The following is a 22,900-nucleotide window of genomic DNA, read 5'->3' on the forward strand; positions in this document are numbered from 1 at the left end:
GATCCGCCCCCGGGCACCCGCCCTCCGGCGTATCCGCACCCGCTCATCCCGCCCGCCTCCCGGGCACCGCTCTTCCCGCCCCCTCGGGCACCTGTTCTTCCCGACTTCGGGCTCCGGACAACTGGAGGATGCAATGAAGCGAACACCACGGGTCAGAGCCCGACTCGCCGCCGTCCTGGCCGCGGCGGCCCTGATCACCTCCGCCTGCGCCTCACCCGACGACGGGGCCGGCGGCAAGGAGCAGAAGACCGAACGCGGGCGGTACACGTTCGGCAGCATCGGTGAACAGCCGAAGGGCGGCACCCCGGTCCGCGGCGGCACCCTGCGCTTCGCGGACTACGGCGAGGCCCGCAGCCTCAGCCCCGCCGTCACCTTCGCGACCGGCGCCTCCGGCGGCTCGGCCCTGGCCGCCGTCTACGACGTACTGATGCGCTACGACACCGCGGCGAACACGTACGAACCGTGGCTGGCCGAGTCGCTGGAGAGCAGCGCCGACCTGAAGACCTGGACCCTGAAGCTCCGCGACGGCGTCAACTTCTCCGACGGCACCCCGCTCGACGCCGACGCCGTCGTCGCCAGCATCGCCTGGTACCAGAAGAACAAGGGCGCCGACACCGCGCTGCTGGCCCCGAACCTCGCGAAGACCGAGGCCACCGACGAGCACACCGTCGTCTTCACCCTCCGCCGCCCCTGGGCCACCTTCCCCGCGATGCTCGCCCAGGCACCCGGCATGATCGTCGCGCCGGCCGCGTACGCCACGAAGACCTTCCGCCCGATCGGCGCAGGACCCTTCACACTCGGTTCGTACGCCCCGCAGGAGGAGATGGTCCTCAAGGCGAACAAGAAGTACTGGAAGGGCGTGCCCCACCTCGACGCGCTGCGCTTCACCTGGCCGCAGGCCGACCGCGCCAAGCTGGAGGCGCTGAACGACGGCACCGCCGACGTGACGTACATGCGCAGCCCCGACGTCGTGGACGACGCCGTGAAGGAGGGCCACCCGGGGGAGCTGACCCTCACCGGCCTCGGCAACATGATCACCATCAACACCCGCAGCGGCCGGCCGGGCAGCGACCTGCGCGTCCGCAAGGCGATGGCGCTGGCGCTCGACCCGAAGCTCGACACCGAACGCGCCTACGACGGCAAGGGCCTGCCGGGCCAGGAGATCTTCCCGCCCGAATCACGCCTGCACTCGAAGACCGAGCCCCTCGGCATCGACCTCGAACAGGCGAAGAAGCTCCTCGCCGAGGCCAGGAAGGACGGCTACGACGGCAAGCTCACCTACATGGACGGCACCGACCCCGTCTCCCGGTCCAAGGCCGTCGTCACCAAGGCGATGCTGGAACGCGTCGGCTTCGAGGTGAAGCTCGACATGGTCCCCTCCATCGCGGACCGGGTCGCGAAGACCTATGTGGACCACGACTTCGACATCAGCCGGGGCGCGGCCAGCATCTCCGAGAGCGACCCCTACCACCGCCTCCAGAGCGTCCTGAACTCCGAGAGCTACGGCAACCCCGGCGGATACGCCAACAAGAAGATGGACGCGCTGCTCGTCGAGTTGCAGGCCGCCGACTCGGACGCGGAGACCCAGCGGATTCTGGACGACGTCCAGACCCTCTTCAACGAGGACGTCCCCCTGGTCAACCTCGGAGCCAGCGCCGGCTTCACCGCCTGGGGCAAGAACGTCCACGGCATCGTTCCGACCGACGAGTACATGGCCCTCTTCGGCGAGGCATGGATCAGCGAGTGACCCCGTCGACCGGCCTGCCTCCCCCGGCGGAACTGGAGGAACCATGAGCCCCGCCGCACTGCGCCGCCTCGCCCTGCGGGGCCTGGAACTGGTGGGCGTGCTCCTCGTCGCGAGCATCGGGGTGTTCTCCCTGGTGGTCCTGATGCCGTCGGACCCGGCCGTCGACATCCTCGGGGCGGGGCACTCGCCCGCCGAGTACGCCGAGGTCCGCCACGACCTCGGTCTCGACCAGCCGCTCGTCACCCGCTACTTCGACTGGCTGGGCAACGCCCTCACCGGGGACCTGGGCCACTCCGTCGTACCGCCGCAGAGCGGTGTCACCGACCGGGTGCTGTCCGCACTGCCCGTCAGCTTCGAGATCGCGGTGCTCGGACTGCTGATCGCCCTGGTCCTCGCGGTGCCGCTGGCCATGTGGTCGGCGTACCGGGAGGGTTCGGCGGCCGACCGGATCATCGGCGCCGGCACCTTCGGCGTGCTGTCCGTGCCGAGCTTCCTGGCCGGTCTGCTGCTGGTGCTCGTGCTGGTCGACTCGGCCGGCTGGTTCCCGCGCACCGAGTGGGTGCGCATCGGGGACGGAGACCTGGCGGGCAACCTGCACCACGCCTTCCTGCCGGCCCTGACCGTGGGGCTCGCCGAACTCGCCATGTTCACCCGGGTCCTGCGCGGCGACCTCATCGTCACCCTGCGCGAGGACTACATCCTCGCCGCCCGCGCCAAGGGCATGAACCCGCTGCGCGTCCTGTTCTCCGATGCCCTGCGCCCCTCCTCGTTCTCCCTGGTCACCCTTCTCGGGCTCAGCCTGGGCCGGCTCATCGGGAGCACCGTCGTCGTGGAGTACCTGTTCTCGCTGCCCGGCATGGGAACGCTCATCGTCAACGCGGCGGGCCAGGGCGACTACCCCATGGTCCAGGGCGCGGTGCTCACCATCGCCGTGATCTACGTGGTGATCAACGCCGGCATCGACCTCTCCTACGGCTACCTGGACCCGAGGACGCGACGTGTTCATGTCTGAGATCGTTCCGCGTGCGCGGACCTCCTTCCCGCTGCAACTGCTCACCGCCCTGGCCCTGACCGCCGCCGGCCTCGTCCTGCTGGTGTACGGGGCACGCACGGGCAGGCTCGTCCCGTTCGCCAGGACCGCCGTCGCCCTGGCCGGCCTCGGTCTGACGCTCGCCGGCGCCTCCCGGCTCGGGAAGCGGTGGGCGGGGCCCGGTTTCGACGTGGTGTTCTGGTTCGGCGCGGGCTGGCTGGTGCTGCTCGGCCTCGCGATGCTCGCCGCGCCCTGGCTGCCGCTCGCCGAGGACCGGGACGTCGCGACGACGGTCGCCGAACCCGTCTTCGGCGGACCGGTGTTCGCGGGCAGCCACCCGCTGGGCACCAACGCCTTCGGGCTCGACCTGCTGGCCCGGTCCCTGTACGGCGCCCGCTCCTCGCTGCTGATCTCCCTGTCGGCGGTCGCCATCGGTACGGTCGTCGGCGGCGCGATCGGCATGGCCGCCGGCTACTTCGGGAAGGCCGCCGACCGGGTGGTGGGCATGGCCACCAACTCGCTGCTCGCCGTGCCCCCGCTGATCCTGCTCATCGCCCTGGCGACCGTCCTCCAGCCGCACCTGCGCAACATCGCCTTCTCGCTGGCCCTGCTCACGATCCCCGGCATGGTCCGGCTCGCCCGCGCCACGACCATGGCGTACGCCAACCGCGAATTCGTCGTCGCCGCCCGCGCCATGGGAGCCACCCGCTCCCGCATCCTCCTGCGCGAACTGCTGCCCAACGTCCTGCTGCCCCTGCTGTCGCTGGCCGTCGTCATGATCTCGGTCCTCATCGTCGCCGAGGCGTCCCTCAGCTTCCTCGGACTCGGCATCCAGCCACCCGAACCCACCTGGGGAAACATGATCGCCGAAGGGGAGGGCCGGGTGTTCGAGCAGCACCCGCACATCGTGCTGGTACCCGGCGCGTTCCTCTTCCTCACCGTCTTCGCCTTCAACATCGTCGGCGAGAAGGCTCGCGGGCGCTGGGACTCCCGGAGCGTGAAACCGTGACCACCGAGCCCCTGTCCGCAGCGCCCCCGGCCGGCGCCGGCACCGAAACCCCCGCGCTGCTGAGCGCGACCGACGTACGGACCGTCTTCCACACCCACCGGGGGCCCGTGCAGGCCGTCGACGGCGTCTGCCTGGCCCTGCGCGAGGGCGAGACCCTCGGCATCGTCGGGGAGTCCGGCTCGGGCAAGTCCGTCCTCGGCCGCACCCTCATGGGCCTGATCACCGACGGCCCCGCCACCACCGTCTCCGGCACCGTCCTGCTCGGCGGCCAGGACGTCCACGCCCTCGGACCGGCAGGCCGCAGGGCCCTGTGGGGCACCGAGGTCGCCATGGTCTTCCAGGACCCGATGACCTCGCTCAACCCCGTGAAGAGGGTCGGCACCCACCTGTCCGAGAGCGTCCGGCTGCACCAGGGGCTGAGCCGTACGGCGGCCCGGGAACGCGCCGTCGACCTGCTCCGGCAGGTCGGCATCCCCGAACCGGCCCGCCGCGCCCGCCAGTACCCGCACGAACTCTCCGGCGGGATGCGGCAGCGCGTCGTCATCGCCATGGCCCTGGCCTGCGGGCCGCGCCTGCTCATCGCCGACGAACCGACCACCGCGCTCGACGTCACCGTGCAGAAACAGATCCTCGACCTGCTCCAGGCCCTGACCCGGGACCTCGGCATGGCGATGATCCTGATCAGCCACGACCTCGCCACGGTCGCCGGCCGCACCGACCGGGTCGCGGTGATGTACGCCGGCCGCCTCGTCGAATACGCCCCCACCGCCGCCGTGTTCGACCACCCCAGGCACCCGTACAGCAGCGCCCTCATCGCCTCCGTGCCGCGCATCGACCAGCCCCCGCACACCCTGCTGCCCACCATCGAGGGCCGCCCGCCCCATCTGCTGAACCCGCCCCCCGGCTGCCGCTTCGCCCCCCGCTGCGGCCACGCGAGCGACCGCTGCGCCACCGAGTCCCCCCGGCTCACCGGGGACCCCGGCTCCGGCGCCGTCGCCTGCCACCACCCCCTGGGAGCCGCCGAGGAGGCCGCCGTATGACGAGCACCCGACCCACCGCGCCCGCGCTCAGCGCCGAGGACCTCGTCGTGGAGTACCCGGCCGGCCGCGGACAGAAGGTGCACGCCGTCTCCGGGGTCGGCCTGGAGGTCGCGGCCGGCGAAACCCTCGGCATCCTCGGCGAGTCCGGCTGCGGCAAGTCCACCGTCGGCCGCTCCCTGATCCAGCTGCCGCCCCCGGACTCCGGCACCGTACGCCTCGGCGACGTGACCCTGACCGGGCTCGCCCCCAGGGAGCTGCGCCGGGCCCGCGCCCGGATGCAGATCATCATGCAGGACCCGGTCTCCGCCCTGAACCCCCGCCGCCGCGTCAAGGACCTGGTGTGGGAGGGCCCTTCGATCTGGGGGAGCGGCGAGGACACCCGCGACAAGGACGAGCGGATCGACACCGCCCTGCGCGACGTCGGCCTCGACCCGGCGACCGTACGCGAGCGCAGACCGCACGAACTCTCCGGCGGCCAGTGCCAGCGCGTCTGCGTCGCCCGCGCCCTGCTCCTCGACCCCGAGGTGCTGATCTGCGACGAACCCGTCTCCAGCCTCGACGTGTCCGTCCAGGCGCAGATCCTCAACCTGCTGGAGACGACGGTGCGCCGGCGCGGGCTGAGCATGGTGTTCATCGCCCACGACGTCGCCGTGGTGAAGAACATCAGCGACCGCGTCATGGTGATGTACCTCGGCAAGGTCTGCGAGGTCCTGCCCTCCGACGGCATGCACCACGAGGCCGTCCACCCCTACACCCGGCTGCTGCTCGCCTCGCTCCCCGAGGTCCAGCGCGGCCCACAACCGGCCGGAGCGCCCGAGCCCGGACCGGCCGGGACCGCCGCCGAACTCCCGTCCCCGCTGAACCCGCCGTCCGGCTGCCGCTTCCGCACCCGCTGCCCGCTCGCCACCGCCCGGTGCGCCGAGCGGGAGCCGCCGCTCAGGGAGATCCGCCCCGGCCACCGGATCGCCTGCCACCACGCCCCGCCCGAGAGGAACCCCGCATGACCACCACCGAGACCCCCGATGTCCTGGCACCCGCCCAGCTCGGCCCGCTCAAACTCCGCAACCGGGTCATCAAGGCCGCGACCTACGAAGGACTCAGCCACAAGTCCCTGGTCACCAAGGACCTCGTCGACTTCCACGTCGCCTACGCCAAGGGCGGCGTCGGCATGACGACCGTCGCCTACTGCGCCGTCGCCAAGGAAGGGCGCACCGACCGCCACCAGATCCACTGGACCGACGAGGCGATGCCCGGCCTGCGCGCGCTCACCGAGGCCGTCCACGCCGAGGGCGCCGCGGTCAGCGCGCAGATCGGCCACGGCGGCCCCGTCGCCAACCCCAAGGGCAACGGCGCCCCCGCGCTCTCCCCGTCCCGGCACTTCCACGCCACCACCATCAGCTGGGCCCGGGAGGCGACCCTCGACGACATCCGGCGCGTCACCGAGGCCCACGCCGAGGCCGCCCGCCGCGCCGTCGAGGCGGGCTTCGACGCCGTAGAGGTCCACCTCGGCCACAACTACCTGGCCAGCTCCTTCCTCAGTCCCAAGGTCAACCACCGCACCGACGCCTACGGCGGCAGCCTCAAGAACCGGGCCAGGTTCGCCCGGGAGATCATGCGGGCCGTCCACGACGCGGTCGGCGGCCGGATCGCCGTCATCGCCAAGATGAACATGGACGACGGGGTGCCCGGCGGCTTCTGGCTGGACGAGGCCATCCCCGTCACGCAGTGGCTCGAACAGGACGGCACGGTCGACGCCCTGGAGATGACCGCGGGCAGCTCCCTGCTCAACCCGATGTACCTCTTCAAGGGCGACGCCCCGCTGGACGACTTCTCCGCGATCATGCCGCAGCCCATCAAGCTCGGCGTCAAGCTCGTCGGCAAGCGGTTCCTGCGCAGCTACCCCTACCGCGACGGCTACCTCCTGGAGGACGCCCGCCAGATCCGGGCCGCGGTGAAACTCCCGATGATCCTGCTCGGAGGCATCACCACCAAGCCCGTCATGGACCTGGCCATGCGGGAGGGCTTCGAGTTCGTCGCGATGGCCCGCGCCCTGCTGCGCGAGCCCGACCTGGTCAACCGCATGCACGACGACGCCACCACACCCTCCCTGTGCATCCACTGCAACAAGTGCATGCCGACCAACTTCACCGGCACCCGCTGCGTCCTGGTCGACCGGAACACCACCCGCCGCGAGACCTGGGGCAAGCCCGCCGGGTACGTGTCATGAGCCGCCGGGACGCCGTCGCCACGGCCGGAGCGGTCCGCAGCGGTGCCACCGACGCCGCCACCGTCGCCGAACAGGCCATCGCCCGCATCGAGAAGGACAACCCCCGCCTGGGCGCGGTGGTCCACACCCGGTTCGACGCCGCACGCGCCGAGGTGGCGGCCGGACTCCCCGACGGCCCGCTGCACGGCGTCCCGGTCCTGGTCAAGGACCTCGGCACCGACGTCGCCGGCCTGCCCGCGACCAGTGGCAGCCGCCTCTTCGCCACCGCCACCGCCCGCCACGACAGCGAACTCGTGGCCCGCTACCGGCGTGCCGGAGCCGTCGTCCTCGGCACCACCAACACCCCCGAATTCGGGCTCAACGCCTCCACCGAACCCGCCCTCTTCGGCCCCACCCGCAACCCCTGGGACACCGAGCGCTCCCCGGGCGGCTCAAGCGGCGGTTCGGCGGCGGCCGTCGCCGCCGGGATGGTCCCCGTCGCGCACGCCAGCGACGGCGGCGGCTCGATCCGCATCCCGGCCGCCGCCTGCGGCCTGTTCGGCCTCAAGCCCAGCCGGGGACGCGTCTCGCCCGCGCCCCGCCCCACCACCCTCTCCGGCCTCGTCTCCGTCCACCACGCGCTCACCACGACCGTCCGGGACAGCGCCCTGCTCCTCGACGTCGTCGCCGGCCCCCTGCCCGGCGACGCCTACGCCACCCCGGCACCGGCGGCCCCCTTCTCCGAACTCGCCCGCCGCGACCCGGGCCGGCTGCGGATCGGCCTGCTCACCGCCCTCCCCGAAGGACCCGAGGTCCACCCGGAGTGCGCGCGGGCGGCCCGCGCCGCCGCCCTCCTGTGCCAACACCTCGGCCACGACGTCACCGAGACCACCGCCCGCTACCGCCCCGGCGACGTGGCCGCCACCTCCGCCGTCCTGATGGGCGCGGACCTGGTCGCCCAGATCGAGAGCCGCCTCACCGCCCTCGGCAGACCCCTCGCCGACGACGACATCGAACCCTTCACCCGCGTCGTGTACGACACCTACCGGGCCCTGGCGGCGGCCGACGTCAGCCGCGCACTGCGCCGCGCCCAGGAGATCGGCTGGGAGACCGGGGCCGCCTTCGGCCACTTCGACGTCCTGCTCAGCCCGACCCTCGCCCGGCCCACCCCGCTGCTCGGCACCCTGGACACCGCGGTCCCGGAGACCATCTACCGCCACGCCTCCGTCAGTTCCGCCTTCACCAGCGTCTACAACGTGACCGGGATGCCGGCCATGTCCGTCCCCTTCGGCCGGGACAGCCGGGGCCTGCCCCTCGGCGTCCAGTTCGGTGCCCCGCTCGGCGCGGAGGGCACACTGCTGGCCCTGGCGGCCCAGCTGGAGGCGGAGGCGCCCTGGGACACGGCGCCCTGAGGCGGACGGGCCGCAGGATCCCCGGCCGGGGGTGAGCGCCTCACAGCCGACGGCCTCAGCCGGGAAGGGCCGCGAGCCATTCGGTCAACAGGCCGTTGACCTCATCGGGGCGTTCCTGCTGGATCCAGTGACCGCAGCCTTCGAGCAGGTGCGAACCGGACAGGGCGGGGAGGGTGGAGGGGTACGCGTCGATGGCGTCCGCCATCCACGTGGTGGAGGCGTCCAGAGTGCCGCCGATGAACAAGGACGGCTGCTCGACCGGGGCTCCGCGCTGGGGCGCGAGGTCCTCCCAGTCACGGTCCATGTTCCGGTAGCGGTTGAGCGCCCCCGTCAGACCGGTGCGCTCGAACTCCCCGGCGTACACGTCGAGATCGTCCTCGCTCAGCCAGGCGGGCAGCCGGCCGGCCGGAAAGCGGTCACGCAGCCGGCCGCCGCGCGCGACGAAGTGCGGGTCCGGGGCGCCCGGGGCCGGCATGGTGTCGGCGGACAACGCCGCGTAGAAACCGGCGAGCCAGCCGCGCACACCGGGTTCGATCTCCGCCTCGGCGCGGCCGGGCTCCTGGAAGTAGGAGACGTAGAACTCCTCTTCGGGGCCGCCGATCCGGCCGAAGACGTCGGTCGGGCGGGGACCGCCCGGCGGTGCGTACGGAACGCTCAGCAGACCGACCGCGCGGAACACCTCGGGGTGGAGCAGGGCGGAAGCGGCGGCGATGTTGGAACCCCAGTCGTGGCCGACGACCACCGCCTTCTCCTCGCCGAGGGCGCGCACCACACAGACGTTGTCCTCCACCAGATCGAGCATCCGGTAGGCGTCGGCCGCTGCGGGCCGGGAGGAGCGGCCGTAGCCCCGTACGTCGATCGCCACCGCGCGGTAGCCGGCGGCGGCGAGGGCCGGGAGCTGGTGGCGCCAGGAGTACCAGGACTCGGGAAAGCCGTGCACGAGCAGGACCAGGGGGCCGGTGCCCTGCTCCACCAGGTGCAGGCGCCCGGCCGGGCTGTCGACGGTGCGGTGGCGGAAGCCGGCGGTCGGTTCGGGCTGCAAGGGTCTCTCCTCGGGTCATGGGCGGGCGGTCGCGCTTACGTGTCGATCATGCGACGGGCGGTCAATCGGCGCGATCGGCGTTGCCGTTCCGGCAAACTCGCGGCGGCGGGGCGGCGCCGTCCTCCACCCGCGCAAAGGCTTTCGCCCTGCCCCGCAGGGGAGTTGCTCCCCCTCAGGCTGGTGCGGATGTTGCACGTGAGGAAATATGGGCATGCGCGGTACGGAGTCTGTCCATGCCGCCGTCGTACGACGCGAAGAGGGCCGATGACTGACGGGCAGGGCATTCAGATGGCGGTGGACGGAATCGACACGGGTACGCCGCACTCGGCGCGGGTGTGGAACTTCTGGCTGGGTGGCAAGGACAACTACGAGGTGGACCGCCGGCTCGGGGCGACGATGGAGGAGCTGTACCCGCAGATCATCGAGATAGCGCGCGCCTCCCGGGCGTTCCAGGCACGCGCGGTGCGCTATCTGGCCGCCGAGGCGGGGGTGCGGCAGTTCCTGGACCTCGGCACCGGCCTGCCGACGGCGAACGCCACGCACGAGGTCGCCCAGGACGTCGACCCGACAGCACGCATCGTGTACGTCGACAACGACCCGATCGTCCTCGCCCACGCCCGAGCCCTGCTGACGAGTCGGCCCGAAGGGGCCACGGACTATGTGCACGCGGATCTGAGGGACGCGAAGACGGTGCTCCGCGAGGCCGCCCGCACGCTGGACCTCGACCGGCCGGTGGCCGTGATGGTGCTCTCGACGCTGGGACATCTGGCGGACGCCGACGAGGCCGCGGCGCTGCTCCGCAGCTACTTGGACGCGCTGCCCGCGGGCAGCCACCTGATGCTGTGCGACACCATCGAGACCCCGGAGACTCGGGCCGGGTCCGACGAGTACGCCAGTGGCGGCGCCATGCCCTACATCTCGCGCCCCAAGGAGATCATGGCGACCTTCGCGGACGGACTCGAACTGGTGGAGCCCGGCTTCGGCTCGATCAGCCTGTGGCGCCCCGAGGAGCCGGTCGTCACCGACCCGGTCGACCAATGGGGATTCGTGGCCGCCAAGCGGTAGCCGCCGCCCGCTGAGCGGGTGGCCGTGGCCGGCTGCGGAACGTCCTGGTTCATGGCCATGGCCTACGCCCGGTTGCGCGAGGGCAGCGGCCAGGGGGAGACCGACGCCTTCGCGGCATCGGAGTTCCCCATGGGCCGGCACTACGAACCGGGTCCTGGCGATCACCCGTTCCGGTACCACCTCGGAGGTGCTGGAACCGCTGTCCCGGCTGGGCGGCGCGGTGTCCGCGGTGGCCCTCACCGCGGACCCCGGCACTCCGATCATGGAGGCGGCCGACTCAGTGGTCGTGCCGGACTTCGTGGACGAGGAGTCAGTGGTCCAGACACGTCTCGCCACCAGCGTGCCGGCCCTGCTGCGCGGCCACCCGGAGTCGGCCGGCCCGCTGCCATCCGGGACGCATCCTCCGTCCCGTGCCATCCGGGACGCATCTCCCGTCCCGTGCCTTCCGGGACGCGGAACGGGCGGTGGCCGCACCGCTGGATCCGCAGCTGTGCGACGCCGGGCAGTCGACCTTCCTCGGCGCCGGCTGGATGTACGGGGCCCGGCCCCGGAGGCCGGGCTGAAGACGCGGGAGGCCGCCGGCGCCTGGACCGAGGCGTATCCGGCCATGGCGTACCGGCACGGGCCGATCAGCATCGCTGCCCCCGGCCGCGTCACCTGGATGTTCGGCACGGCTCCGCACGGCCTCGCCGACGGGGTCACCCGGGCGGGAGGCACGTTCGCCGGAGCGGAGACGGCGGAGGGCCGGGACCCGATGGCGGACCCGATCCTCGCGCAGCGGCTCTCGCCCGGACGCGTGGCCTGGACCCGGACCGCCCCCGCGACCTGACCCGCTCAGTGATCCTCGACGCCCATGCCTGACGCAGTCGCGAAGAGCGGTCACGTGCGCGACGGCAGCGGGGCGGAGAGGAGCCGGACACCGTGATCGTCACCGTCACCCTCAACGCCGCGCTCGACGTCACCTACGAGGCCGAGGCCTTGATCCCGCACGGGTCGCCCAGGGTGACCGGTGTCCCCCACAGGCGCGCCGGCGGCAAGGGCGCCGACGTCGCCCGAGTGCCGGCCGCGCTCGGTCACCCCGCCCTCGTGACCGGTTTCGCCGGCGGACCGACGGGCCGGGCCATCCGCGACGATCTTTGCGCTGCCGGACTCGCGGACGCCCTGGTGCCAGTGGCGGGCGACTCCCGCCGTACGCTCACCGTGGTCTCCCGCCGGGACTGCGACGCGACCGTCTTCAACGAGCCCGGGGCGACAGTGAGCACCGCCGAATGGGACGGCTTCGCGGACCGCTTCCCCCGCCTCGTGCAGGACGCCCACGTCGTAGTGCTCTCCGGCAGCCTGCCGCCGGGACTGCCGTGCGACGCCTACGCCGACCTGATCCGGGCATCCCACCAGGCGGGCGCGGCGACGGTCCTCAACACCAGCGGCGCCGCCCTGAGCGCGGGTCCGGACGTCGTCAAACCCAACGCCGCCGAACTCCTCGAAGGAACGGGCCGGCAGGACGTGGCCCCGGGCTGCGGCCGACCCGCGCACGCACGGCGCGAAGGCGGTGGTCGTCTCCCAGGGGCCCGAGGGTCTGCTCGCGGTCACGCGGACGGGGAGCCGGCACGCGTCCCAGCGGAGCGCTTGTCGGGAATCCCACCGGCGCGGGTGACGCCCGGGTGGCCGCGCTCGCCGCGGGTCTGGTGGACGGCCCGACTTGGGAGGCGGTCCTGCGGGAGGCGGTCGCCCTCTCCGCCGCGGCCGTGCCGTGCCCCCTGGCCGGCGACTTCGGCGCCCGCCTCCATCACCGTTTCCGCACCCACGTCGCTCTGGAGAAGATCCATGCCGCTCATACCTACTGACGACATCGTCGGCCCGGCCCACGAGGCAGGAAGGGGGTTGGCGCGTTCAACGTCGTGCAGCCGGAACACGCCGAGGCCATCGTGGCCGGGGCCGAACGGGCCGGACAGCCAGTCATCCTCCAGACCAGCGAGAACACCGCGCGCTACCTTCGCGCCCTGGCGCCCCTCGGCCACGCCTCGCTGGCCATCGCCCGTTCCTCACGTGTCCCGGTCGCCGTCCACCTCGATCACGCGGAATCCGTGGACCTGGTCCGCGAAGCCGTCGAACTCGGCTTCAGCTCGGTCATGTTCGACGCCTCCAAGCTGCCGTACGGGGAGAATCTCGCCGCCACCCGTGAGGTGACGCGGTACTGCCACCGGGCGGACGTGCGGGTCGAGGCCGAACCCGGCGAGGTCGCTGGCAAGGCCGGCGCCCACGCTCCCGGCGTACGGACCGACCCCGAGGAGGCAGCCGCCTTCACCGCGGCCACAGCGGTCGACGCCCCGGCCGTCGCAGTGGGCACTTCACACGCCATGGCCACCCGTGACGCCGCCGTCGACCTCACGCCGATCGCGCGGCTGCGCGAGGTGCTCGACGTGCCGAGGTGGCGAAGGCCTGGCCGTGGGCGGCGGCCCCGAAGGACGGGTTCCACGTGCTTCGGCACACCTGCGCCCCGATCATGCCGGAGGCCGGGGAGTCCGCCCTGGCCCTGGCTCGCCGGATCGGACGCTCACCGCCGGCGATCACCCTCGGTTACTATGCTCACTTCATGCCGGAAGCCGGCAGCAAGGGTCGCGGCACCATCGGCGGTCTGCCTGGGGAGCGGGAAGACCGGCTCGTGGGCCGAAACTCCCCGGACGCTCCCCGGCGCCGTTGACCCGTGATTCCTGCCGCTCCGCTCCGGAGAATCGATCCGTGGACTGTAAGGCTGAAGAGATGGGTGGCCTGGGAAAGTGCTGGAAGAGGTCGTAGCGACCCGCTATGTCACGCCCCTGCGTGAAGGCGGCTCGCTCCCCGGGATCGTCGAGGCCGACGATTTCGGTACGTACGTCATGAAATTCACCGGAGCCGGACAGGGTCGCAAGACCCTCGTCGCGGAGGTGATCTGCGGGCAGCTCGGGCGGCGGCTCGGGCTGCGTGTGCCCGAACTCGTGCGGATCCAGCTGGACCCGGTCATCGGGCTCGCCGAGCCCGACCAGGAGGTGCAGGAGCTGCTCAAGGCCAGCGGCGGCCTCAACCTGGGGATGGACTTCCTGCCCGGCTCGCTCGGCTTCGACGCGCTCGCCTACGAGGTGGACCCGCGCGAGGCCGGACGGGTCGTCTGGTTCGACGCGCTGATCAACAACGTCGACCGGTCCTGGCGCAATCCGAACATGCTGGTCTGGCACGGCGACCTCTGGCTCATCGACCACGGCGCCACCATGATCTGGCACCACAACTGGCCCGGCGCCCAGGCGTCCGCCGCCAAGCCGTACAACGCGTCCGACCACGCGCTCGCCCCCTTCGGGCCCGACATCGCCTCGGCCGCGGCCGAGCTGGCGCCGCTGGTCACCCCCGCACTCCTCGCCGAGGTCGCGGCCGAGGTGCCCGACGAGTGGCTGGTGGACGAGCCGGGCTTCGACTCGACGGACCAGCTGCGCCGGGCCTACGTGGACGCGCTGCTCGCGCGGGCCGCCACCATCCACGAGCGGATCGTCCTGGACGCGCCCACCCCCGACAAGCCGTCCCAGGCCCCGGGCTGGATCACCGAACGCCTGGCCCCGCGCCACGACCAGCAGAGCGACGAGCACAGCGACCAGGGCGGCCGGGCATGAACGAGCGCGATGTCTTCGAGTACGCCCTGCTGCGCGTGGTGCCCCGCGTCCAGCGCGGCGAGTGCTTCAACGCCGGGGTGGTGGTCTACTGCCGCGCGAAGGGCTTCGTGGCCGCCCGCACCGAACTCGACGAGGGAAAGCTGAGGGCGCTGGACCCCGGCGCGGACGTGACCGGGGTACGGGCCGCGCTGCACGCCGTCGAGGGGATCTGCCGCGGCGGCAGGGACGCGGGCCAGGCGGCCGGCGACGACGCAGGGCGGCGGTTCCGCTGGCTGATCGCGCCGCGCTCGACCGTCGTACAGCCCGGCCCCGTGCACAGCGGCCTCACCGCCGACCCCGCCGCCGAGGTGGAGCGGCTGCTCGACCTGCTGGTGCGCTGACACGGCACCGTTGCCGCCGTCCGCGCAGGGCGTGACGGCGGCCCGGCGGGGTGTGACATGCGCCGCTGCGCCCGTGGGCCGTTGACACCGGGTGCCAGGGCTTCTAGCGTCTCGTCTGCTGAAGGTACTAAGCGGTTGCTCAGTTATCGGGGCGGTTCTCGCGGGGAACGTCCCGACGTCCGCTGAGCCGCGATCCAAGGGCGAGGAGAGCCAAGCATGTCCACCAGCGAGCAGCGCGTAGCCATCGTGACGGGAGCGGCCCGGGGCATCGGTGCCGCCACCGCGGTACGTCTGGCGGCCGAGGGCCGCGCCGTCGCCGTACTCGACCTCGACGAGGCGGCCTGCAAGGACACGGTCGAGAAGATCACCGCCGCCGGGGGCAGGGCCCTCGCCGTCGGCTGTGACGTGTCGGACAGCGCCCAGGTGGAAGCCGCCGTCGCCCGGGTCGCCGCCGAGCTCGGCGCCCCGACCATCCTCGTCAACAACGCGGGTGTGCTCCGGGACAACCTGCTCTTCAAGATGAGCGAGTCCGACTGGGACATCGTGATGAACGTGCACCTCAAGGGCGCGTTCCTGATGGCCAAGGCCGTCCAGAAGCACATGGTGGACGCCAAGTTCGGCAGGATCGTGTCGCTGTCCTCCTCCTCGGCGCTCGGCAACCGCGGCCAGGCCAACTACGCGGCGGTCAAGGCGGGGCTCCAGGGCTTCACCAAGACCCTCGCCAAGGAGCTCGGCAAGTTCGGCGTCACCGCCAACGCCGTCGCGCCCGGTTTCATCGTCACCGAGATGACCGCGCAGACCGCGGCCCGGGTCGGCATGGGCTTCGAGGAGTTCCAGGCGGCCGCCGCCACCCAGATCCCGGTGCAGCGCGTCGGCTTCCCCGAGGACATCGCCAACGCCATCGCCTTCTTCACGGGCGACGACGCGGGCTTCGTCTCCGGCCAGGTCATGTACGTCGCCGGCGGACCGCTCAACTGACCAGAAGGGCTGCGGACATCATGACTGTGCAGGACAGCGGCAAGGTCGCGCTGATCACCGGCGCGAGCCGGGGCATCGGCTACGGCATCGCTCAGGCCCTCGTCGCGCGCGGCGACCGGGTGTGCATCACCGGGCGCGGCGAGGACGCCCTGAAGGAGGCCGTCGAGGCGCTCGGCGCGGACCGGGTCATCGGCGTCGCCGGCAAGGCGCACGACGAGGCGCACCAGGAAGCGGCCGTCGCCCGCACCATGGAGGCGTTCGGCCGGGTCGACTTCCTGGTCAACAACGCCGGCACCAACCCGGTCTTCGGGCCGATGGCGGAGCTCGACCTCGGGGTCGCCCGCAAGGTCTTCGAGACCAACGTCGTCTCGGCGCTCGGCTTCGCCCAGCAGACCTGGAAGGCCTGGCAGAAGGAGAACGGCGGGGCGATCGTCAACATCGCCTCCGTCGCCGGCGTCTCCGCCTCGCCCTTCATCGGCGCGTACGGGATGAGCAAGGCGGCCATGGTCAACCTGACCCTTCAGCTGGCGCACGAGTTCGCGCCGGTGGTCCGGGTCAACGCCATCGCGCCCGCGGTCGTCAAGACCCGGTTCGCCCAGGCGCTGTACGAGGGCCGTGAGGCGGAGGCGGCTGCCGCCTATCCGCTGGGCAGGCTCGGGGTGCCGGAGGACATCGGCGGCGCCGCGGCCTTCCTCACTTCCGGTCAGTCCGACTGGATCACCGGGCAGACCCTGGTGGTCGACGGCGGCATTTTCCTGAATGCCGGCGTGGGCTGAGATCGGCCTGGGCCGATATGGCCCTGATTGCCTCAAGTGCCCTGCCGGACCTCTCCATTGACCCGGCAGGGCGCTGCGGTATCGTCTGCCGACCCATGGCTGATCGAGGAGCGTGCACGTGTTCTACCGGGCCAGTCTGCAGGCTGCTGCAGCCCTTGCGTCCCTGTCCTTGCTGGCCGGCTGCGGGCTGCTGCCCGGCGGCGGCTCGGACGTGGATCAGAAGCTCGCCGTCGGGACGACGAGCGAGCCTTCGACCCTCGATCCGGCGGCGGCGTGGGACGGCTCCTGGGAGCTGATGCGCAACGTGTTCCAGACCCTGGTGAGCTTCCCCACCGGCAGTACGAAGCCCGAGCCGGACGCGGCGGAGGAGTGCAGGTTCACCGACCGCACCAGCACCGCCTACCGGTGCAGGCTCCGCAAGGGGCTGAAGTTCTCCAACGGGGACAAGCTCGACGCCGAGGCCGTGAAGTACTCCATCGACCGGATCTCGGAGATCGGGGTCAAGGGCGGACCGGTCGGCATGCTGGGCTCGCTCGACCGGGTGGAGACCAAGGGCGACGACGTCGTCATCTTCAACCTGAAAAAGCCGGACGCCACCTTCCCGTTCGTCCTGGCGACCCCGGCCATGTCGCTGGTGGCGCCGAGCGCCTACTCGAAGCACAAGATCCGCACCGACGGCAAGGTCACCGGCTCCGGCCCCTACCTGCTGGACTCCTACAAGCAGGGCGACCGCTCGGAGCTGGTGAGGAACCCCGACTACAAGGGGTTCGCCGACCGCAAGAACGACGCCGTGACCATCCGGTACTTCAAGGAGTCCGGCGCCATGGTGGCCGCGCTCAAGAAGAACGAGATCGACGCCACCTACCGCGGTCTGTCCGCCGAGGACGTCGTCAGCATCGAGGACAACCAGGACAAGGACAGCACGCTCCAGATCGTGGAGTCCGTCGGCGCCGACATCCGCTTCCTCGTCTTCAACCCGGACGACCCGGCCGCCGGGAAACCGGCCGTCCGCCGGGCGATAGCCCAGCTGGTGGACCGTGACGCGCTGGTCGCCAAGGTCTACCGGGGCACGGCCGAACCGCTGTACTCGATGGTCCCCAAGGGCATCGCCGGGCACACCACCAGCTTCTTCGACACCTTCGGCAACCCCAGCAAGGACAAGGCCCGCCAGATCCTCGCCGACGCGGACATCACCACACCCGTCCCGCTGACCTTCTGGTTCACGACCGACCGCTACGGTTCGTCCACGGCCCCCGAGTTCGACGAGCTCAAGCGCCAGCTCGATGCCTCCGGGCTGTTCCGCGTCACGCTGAAGAGCAGGCCCTGGAAGACCTTCCAGGAGGGCTTCACCAAGGGCGAGTACCCGGTCTTCGGCCGCGGCTGGTTCCCCGACTTCCCGGACCCGGACAACTTCATCGCCCCGTTCGTCGGCAAGGACAGCGTCACCGGCATGCCGTACGTGAAGGACGAGATCACCAAGCAGCTGCTGCCCCAGTCCCGCAAGGTCAGCGACCGCGGCGCCGTCGGCGAGGAGTTCGAGCGGGCCCAGAAGATCCTGGTGGACGACGTGCGGCTGCTGCCGTTGTGGCAGGGCAAGCTGTACGTCGCGGCGGGCGAGGACATCGGCGGCGGCGAGCGCGCGCTCGACCCGCAGACCGTCATGCAGATGTGGGAGCTGTACCGCAAGGCCAGCTGGTAGCCGCGCGTGAGCGGGCTCCGGCCCGCTCACGCACCTCGTTGTCAGTGGCGCCCGGTAGGTTCTGGCAGCAAGAACGGATCGCTACCGGAGGTTGTTTCACGTGACCGACACCGACCTGCTGCCCGAGTCCTGGCGCGGCGTCCTCGGCGAAGAGCTGCAGAAGCCGTACTTCAAGGAGCTCACCGAATTCGTCGAGGAGGAGCGGTCCGCCGGACCGGTCTACCCGCCCCGGGAGCAGGTGTTCGCGGCGCTGGACGCGACCCCGTACGACCAGGTGAAGGTCCTGGTCCTCGGCCAGGACCCCTACCACGGCGAGGGCCAGGGACACGGCCTGTGCTTCTCCGTCCGGCCGGGTGTGAAGACGCCGCCCTCGCTGCGCAACATCTACAAGGAGATGAAGGAGGAGCTCGGCCTGCCCGTCCCGGACAACGGATATCTCATGCCGTGGGCCGAGCAGGGCGTCCTGCTGCTCAACGCCGTGCTGACCGTCCGCGCGGGCGAGGCCAACTCCCACAAGGGCAAGGGCTGGGAGAAGGTCACGGACGCGGTGATCCGCGCGGTCGCCGCCCGCCCCGACCCGGCCGTCTTCGTGCTCTGGGGCAACTACGCGCAGAAGAAGCTCCCGCTCATCGACACCGAGCGCCACGTGGTGGTGAAGGGAGCCCACCCCTCACCGCTGTCCGCGAAGAGGTTCTTCGGCTCCCGCCCGTTCACCCGGATAAACGAGGCCGTCGCCCAGCAGGGCCACCAGCCCATCGACTGGCGCATCCCCGACCTGGGCTGAGCCGCCCGTGAGTCGAGCCTCACCGTGATCGCCCGCCCCGGCGCCCAAGGGGCTGTCCCGCCATTCCCGGTGGATCAGCGCGCGGCGTCGGATGCGGTGCACCGCAAGGCGGGGAGACGCCCGCATACTGGATGTATTCGGGCGTTTCGACAGCGCGGCGAGGTGCCGTAGCGAGCGTCGTGCGCCCGCCAGGAATTGCGGGACAGCCCTTGGCGTCGAAACCGGACGACCGTCCGGGACCGGCCGGGTGCGGGCGCAGAGGCGTGAAGGAGGCCGTGGTGACGGAGCAGCAGGAGATGTCGGAGGACGTCTTCATGACCAGGATCGGCCAGGCGGTCATGCTGCTGCACGGCGGCGACCGCGAAGAGGCCCGCAACCGCTTCGGCGCGCTCTGGGCGGAGATCGGCGAGGACGGTGACGCCCTGCACCGCTGCACGCTGGCGCACTACCTGGCCGATACGCAGGACGACCCGGCCGACGAGCTGGCCTGGGACCTCCGGGCGCTGACCGCCGCCCGGTCCCTGACCGACGCGCGCGCGGCCGGACACCGGGACGCGCTCGCGGTGCGCGCCTTCTACCCCTCGCTGCACCTCAACCTGGCGGCGGACTACGTGAAGCTCCGTCGCCCCGCGGCCGCCCGGCTCCATCTGGACCGGGCCAGGGCGGCCTCGGACGTGCTCGCGGACGACGGCGCGGACGACGGGTACGGGGGAGGCGTCCGCGCGGCCATCGGCAGGCTGGAGCGGCGGCTGCGGGAGTGGTGACGCGTGCTCCCGCGGCCCGTCGCAGCCCTCCCGTCACCGGCCGTACGTGTCGTCGCAGATCCGGGACTGGGGGCTGCCCGCCGGCCAGTTCCCGTACCCCCGCCCCAGGGCACACACCCCGTTCCCGGTGACGGGCGCGGGCAGGGCGGGGGCCGGTACGGAGGGGACGGCCCGGGGCGGCTGGGGCTCGGCCGGCGCGGCACCGCCCCGCTGTCGCGGAGCGCCGGGCCCGCCGGGCCGCGCGGCAGGGGGCGCCGCCGGACGCTGGGAGGCGACGGACGGGGCGGCGGAGGGTTTCGCCTTCGGCGCCGCCTCCAGGGTGTCGTGTACCGGGGGCCGGGCGGTCTGCGGGGAGAGGTCCTGGGCCGGCCGGCTGGTCTCCGGACGCGGCGGCGCGGCCGGCTGCGGCTGGACGGACACACACCCCGACAGGGCCGCGATCGCCACCCCGGCCAGGAGCTTCACGGTGGTTCTGGTTCGCTGCACCTGGTCAACTCTGGGTGCCCAGCCGCCCCCGGGTGGGCCGGAACGCCGGGATTGGCCCGCACGAGTGATCACGCGTCCGCGTATGCTGCCGGACGGCGCGCCGACGGGACCGCGGCGTACGGCGCCCTCCAGTGAGAGGAAGACTCTGTGAAGGTCGGCTGCATCGGGCTCGGCGACATCGCGCAGAAGGCGTACCTGCCGGTACTCGGCACCCTGCCGGAGGTCGAACTGCATCTGCAGACCCGCACCCCGGCCACCCTGGCCTCGGTCGCAGCCGCCCACCGCATCCCCGCCGGGCAGTGCCACCGGGACCTCGACTCGCTGCTCGCCCAAGGGCTGGACGCGGCGTTCGTGCACGCGCCGACCGCCGTGCACCCCGAGATCGCGAGCCGGCTGCTCGAAGCGGGTGTCCCGACCTACGTGGACAAGCCCCTCGCGTACACCCTGGAGGAGTCCACCCGCCTGGTGGAGCTCGCCGAGGCACGCGGCGTCGGCCTCGCGGTCGGCTTCAACCGGCGGCTGGCACCGGGGTACGCGCAGTGCGCGGAGCACCCGCGCGAGCTGATCCTCATGCAGAAGAACCGGGTCGGGCTCCCCGAGGAGCCCCGGGCCATGGTGCTGGACGACTTCATCCACGTCGTGGACACACTGCGCTTCCTCGTGCCGGGACCGGTCGAGCGCACCGTGGTGAGCGGGAGGACGGCCGACGGTCTGCTGCACCACGTCGTGCTCCAGCTGTCCGGTGACGGCTTCACCGCCATCGGCGCGATGAACCGGCTCAGCGGCTCCACCGAGGAGCGTCTTGAGGTCTCCGGGCAGGACACCAAGCGCGAGGTCCTCAACCTCGCGGAGGTGATCGACCACAAGGGTCGGCCGACCGTGCGGCGGCGCGGCGACTGGGTGCCGGTGGCCCGCCAGCGCGGCATCGAGCAGAGCGTGCTGGCATTCCTGGACGCCGTACGCGAGGGCAGGCAGCTGAGCGCCAGGGACGCCCTGGAGACCCACGAACTGTGCGAGCGAGTCCTGCGCGACCTGAACGTGGCCTAAGGGCTGTCCCGCAATTCCTGGCGGGCGCACGACGTCAGCTACGGCACCTCGCCGCGTTGTCGAAACGCCCGAATACATTCAGTATGCGGGCGCCTCTCCGCCTTGCGATGCACCGCATCTGACGCCGCGCGCTGATCCGCCAGGAATTGCGGGACAGCCCTTAGCGAAGAGCCGCCGGACAGGCCCTGGCCTCCTCAGGACCCGGCGGAGGCGGCCACCCCCACCGCCCGGGTACGCCCCCGGCCGCGCAGAGCCCGTACGCCCTCGAACGCGCAGTACACGGCCAGCACGCCCAGCGCCCCGTACAGCGGCCAGTCGCCCAGGCGTACGTACAGCGTCGTGCCCCGGGCCAGCGGCACCCCGTACACCGCGGTGCCGCTGGTGTCCGTACCGAGCGGGGCGCCGACGGCCTCGCCCCGGGGGCCGTACACCGCGCTCACGCCCGTGAGGGTGGCGTGCACCATCGGGCGGCCGCTCTCCGCCGCCCGCAGCGCGCCGAGCGAGGCGTGCTGGCCGGGGGCCCAGCCCTGCTGGAACGACGACGTGGAGGACTGGGCGACCAGGAGCTGGACCCCGTCCCGGGCGAGCCGGCGGCTCATGTCGGGGAACGCGGACTCGAAGCAGACCAGCGGGCCGAGCCGCAGGCCGTCCGCTCCGGGCAGCCGCATCGTCACCGGACCCGTGCCGCGAAGCCGGTCCTCACCCGCCGCCCGGCCCATCGAGGTCGCCCAGCCGAGAGCCGGCCTGGCCGGGATGTACTCGCCGAACGGGACGAGCCGCATCTTGTCGTAACGGTCCCCGGTCAGCCCGCGCGGACCCACCAGGACCGCGCTCTTGAAGATCCCGGTCCGCCCCGCCCCATCGGTCTGCCGGGCGTCCACGTTCACCAGCAGGTCGGCGCCCACCGTCCGCGACAGCGCGGCGAGCCGGGCCGCGACGTCGGGCCGCCGGGCCGGATCGACACCGAGACTGCTCTCGCCCCACACCACCAGGTCCAGATCCCGCCCCGCCAGCGAGCGCGTCAGCTCCTCGCTGCGCGCCAGACGGCGTTGCACACTGCCCGGACCCTCCACGACACCGGGCTGCACGACGGCGATCCGGGCCGTCCCCGACCACTCCGGCCGCGGCGCCCACATCCACGCCGAACCGACGGCCAGGGCGCCCACCACGAGCGAGACGACGGCCGCGGCGCGGGCGGCGGAGTGCGCGACCAGCACGGTGAGCGCGGTGTTCACCGCCACCACCAGCAGGCTCACCAGCCACACCCCACCCACCGAGGCCAGCCGGAGCGCGGGCGCCACCTGCCACTGGCTCGCTCCGAGCAGCCCCCAGGGGCCGCCCAGCGCCTCCCAGGAACGGACCAGTTCGATCATCAGCCAGCCGCACGGGACCACGACCACCGCCGCGGCCACCGAGACCCCGGTCATCGGCCCCCGCAGCAGCCGGCCCACCAGTAGCCCCCACGGGGCCCACAGCAGACCGAGCAGGGCCGCCAGGACCACGATGAACACATGGAGGCTCGGCATCAGCCAGTGGTGCACGGCGAGCATGTAGCCCGTCCCGCCCAGCCACCCGTCGAGCGCCGCCCGGCGAGCCGTACCGGCGGACCGGATCAGCAACAGCAGCGGCACCAGGCAGACATAGGCGAACCACCAGAGCGAAGGCGCCGGAAAGGCGAGCGCCGGCAGCGCACCGGCCACCAGCGCGGCGGCCGCACGCCACGATGCCCGGTCGAGCATCCGCGCGCCCCGCTCGCGCCACCCGGCCCACGAGTCCATGCCGCGCCTCCTCGTCCCG

At 72.2% G+C, this 22,900-nt stretch carries 20 protein-coding genes and 3 pseudogenes; 20 read left to right on the forward strand and 3 right to left on the reverse strand.

Annotated elements, in window-relative coordinates; all coding sequences use genetic code 11:
* Positions 1-133: 133 nt before the first annotated feature.
* Genes B082_RS0128250 through B082_RS0128275 form a run of 7 tightly spaced genes read left to right on the forward strand, consistent with a single transcriptional unit; the run spans position 134 to position 8,444 of the window.
* A complete protein-coding gene (locus B082_RS0128250; RefSeq protein WP_018555158.1) occupies positions 134-1,747 on the forward strand; it encodes an ABC transporter substrate-binding protein in 1,614 nt (537 codons plus the stop codon).
* Positions 1,748-1,790: 43 nt separating this feature from the next.
* The gene (locus B082_RS0128255) at positions 1,791-2,759 is read left to right on the forward strand and encodes an ABC transporter permease (RefSeq protein ID WP_018555159.1); all 969 of its coding nucleotides are present in this window, start codon (positions 1,791-1,793) and stop codon (positions 2,757-2,759) included.
* Positions 2,752-3,786 carry an ABC transporter permease gene (locus tag B082_RS0128260; RefSeq protein ID WP_018555160.1) on the forward strand — a complete coding sequence of 345 codons (1,035 nt, stop codon included), beginning with the start codon at positions 2,752-2,754 and terminating at the stop codon, positions 3,784-3,786. The genes B082_RS0128255 and B082_RS0128260 overlap by 8 nt, the downstream gene beginning before the upstream one ends.
* Positions 3,783-4,826 carry an ABC transporter ATP-binding protein gene (locus B082_RS36870; RefSeq protein WP_018555161.1) on the forward strand — a complete coding sequence of 348 codons (1,044 nt, stop codon included), beginning with the start codon at positions 3,783-3,785 and terminating at the stop codon, positions 4,824-4,826. Before B082_RS0128260 ends, B082_RS36870 begins: the two co-directional genes overlap by 4 nt.
* The gene (locus B082_RS36875; RefSeq protein WP_018555162.1) at positions 4,823-5,830 is read left to right on the forward strand and encodes an oligopeptide/dipeptide ABC transporter ATP-binding protein; all 1,008 of its coding nucleotides are present in this window, start codon (positions 4,823-4,825) and stop codon (positions 5,828-5,830) included. Before B082_RS36870 ends, B082_RS36875 begins: the two co-directional genes overlap by 4 nt.
* Positions 5,827-7,053, forward strand: a complete 1,227-nt coding sequence (locus tag B082_RS0128270) for an NADH:flavin oxidoreductase (RefSeq protein ID WP_018555163.1) — start codon at positions 5,827-5,829, stop codon at positions 7,051-7,053. The genes B082_RS36875 and B082_RS0128270 overlap by 4 nt, the downstream gene beginning before the upstream one ends.
* A complete protein-coding gene (locus B082_RS0128275; protein ID WP_018555164.1) occupies positions 7,050-8,444 on the forward strand; it encodes an amidase in 1,395 nt (464 codons plus the stop codon). Before B082_RS0128270 ends, B082_RS0128275 begins: the two co-directional genes overlap by 4 nt.
* 55 nt (positions 8,445-8,499) lie before the next feature.
* Here the strand turns inward: B082_RS0128275 and B082_RS0128280 are convergent, their stop codons facing one another.
* Positions 8,500-9,486 (reverse strand): alpha/beta hydrolase, encoded by a 987-nt coding sequence (locus tag B082_RS0128280; protein ID WP_018555165.1) that lies wholly within the window; start codon positions 9,484-9,486, stop codon positions 8,500-8,502.
* A 264-nt stretch (positions 9,487-9,750) separates the two neighbouring features.
* On the opposite strand from B082_RS0128280, the gene B082_RS0128285 reads away from it, so the two are divergent.
* From B082_RS0128285 to B082_RS0128345, 12 genes and pseudogenes are all read left to right on the forward strand, one after another.
* A complete protein-coding gene (locus B082_RS0128285; RefSeq protein ID WP_037711072.1) occupies positions 9,751-10,551 on the forward strand; it encodes an SAM-dependent methyltransferase in 801 nt (266 codons plus the stop codon).
* An 18-nt stretch (positions 10,552-10,569) separates the two neighbouring features.
* Positions 10,570-11,412 (forward strand): annotated as a pseudogene (locus tag B082_RS36880) (SIS domain-containing protein).
* A gap of 195 nt (positions 11,413-11,607) precedes the next feature.
* A pseudogene (locus B082_RS40450) lies at positions 11,608-11,994 on the forward strand (PfkB family carbohydrate kinase); the annotation flags it as partial.
* A 218-nt stretch (positions 11,995-12,212) separates the two neighbouring features.
* On the forward strand, positions 12,213-12,395 hold the full coding sequence (locus B082_RS40455) for a hypothetical protein (protein ID WP_324608510.1): 183 nt from the start codon (positions 12,213-12,215) through the stop codon (positions 12,393-12,395).
* Positions 12,376-12,977: pseudogene (locus B082_RS38360) on the forward strand (class II fructose-bisphosphate aldolase); the annotation flags it as partial. The gene B082_RS40455 and the pseudogene B082_RS38360, both read left to right, overlap by 20 nt.
* Before the next feature lie 351 nt (positions 12,978-13,328).
* A complete protein-coding gene (locus B082_RS0128315) occupies positions 13,329-14,189 on the forward strand; it encodes a HipA family kinase (protein ID WP_018555171.1) in 861 nt (286 codons plus the stop codon).
* Complete coding sequence (locus B082_RS0128320) at positions 14,186-14,569, forward strand: DUF3037 domain-containing protein (protein WP_018555172.1); 384 nt, start codon at positions 14,186-14,188, stop codon at positions 14,567-14,569. Before B082_RS0128315 ends, B082_RS0128320 begins: the two co-directional genes overlap by 4 nt.
* A gap of 216 nt (positions 14,570-14,785) precedes the next feature.
* Complete coding sequence (gene fabG, locus B082_RS0128325; protein WP_018555173.1) at positions 14,786-15,547, forward strand: 3-oxoacyl-ACP reductase FabG; 762 nt, start codon at positions 14,786-14,788, stop codon at positions 15,545-15,547.
* Positions 15,548-15,567: 20 nt separating this feature from the next.
* The gene (locus B082_RS0128330; RefSeq protein WP_026250290.1) at positions 15,568-16,323 is read left to right on the forward strand and encodes an SDR family oxidoreductase; all 756 of its coding nucleotides are present in this window, start codon (positions 15,568-15,570) and stop codon (positions 16,321-16,323) included.
* A 118-nt stretch (positions 16,324-16,441) separates the two neighbouring features.
* A complete protein-coding gene (locus B082_RS0128335; protein WP_018555175.1) occupies positions 16,442-18,022 on the forward strand; it encodes an ABC transporter substrate-binding protein in 1,581 nt (526 codons plus the stop codon).
* A 100-nt stretch (positions 18,023-18,122) separates the two neighbouring features.
* Positions 18,123-18,806 carry a uracil-DNA glycosylase gene (locus tag B082_RS0128340; RefSeq protein WP_018555176.1) on the forward strand — a complete coding sequence of 228 codons (684 nt, stop codon included), beginning with the start codon at positions 18,123-18,125 and terminating at the stop codon, positions 18,804-18,806.
* 278 nt (positions 18,807-19,084) lie between these two features.
* Positions 19,085-19,570 carry a hypothetical protein gene (locus B082_RS0128345; RefSeq protein WP_018555177.1) on the forward strand — a complete coding sequence of 162 codons (486 nt, stop codon included), beginning with the start codon at positions 19,085-19,087 and terminating at the stop codon, positions 19,568-19,570.
* A 33-nt stretch (positions 19,571-19,603) separates the two neighbouring features.
* Here the strand turns inward: B082_RS0128345 and B082_RS0128350 are convergent, their stop codons facing one another.
* Positions 19,604-20,035, reverse strand: a complete 432-nt coding sequence (locus tag B082_RS0128350) for a hypothetical protein (protein ID WP_018555178.1) — start codon at positions 20,033-20,035, stop codon at positions 19,604-19,606.
* Between the two features lie 168 nt (positions 20,036-20,203).
* Here B082_RS0128350 and B082_RS0128355 point away from each other — a divergent pair, with 168 nt between their 5' ends.
* Entirely contained in the window at positions 20,204-21,103 is a 900-nt protein-coding gene (locus B082_RS0128355) for a Gfo/Idh/MocA family protein (RefSeq protein WP_018555179.1), read from the forward strand.
* Positions 21,104-21,297: 194 nt separating this feature from the next.
* Here the strand turns inward: B082_RS0128355 and lnt are convergent, their stop codons facing one another.
* Complete coding sequence (gene lnt, locus B082_RS0128360) at positions 21,298-22,881, reverse strand: apolipoprotein N-acyltransferase (protein ID WP_018555180.1); 1,584 nt, start codon at positions 22,879-22,881, stop codon at positions 21,298-21,300.
* Positions 22,882-22,900: the final 19 nt, after the last annotated feature.

The sequence above is a fragment of the Streptomyces sp. ATexAB-D23 genome (assembly GCF_000373645.1).
GTDB lineage: Bacteria > Actinomycetota > Actinomycetes > Streptomycetales > Streptomycetaceae > Streptomyces > Streptomyces castrisilvae.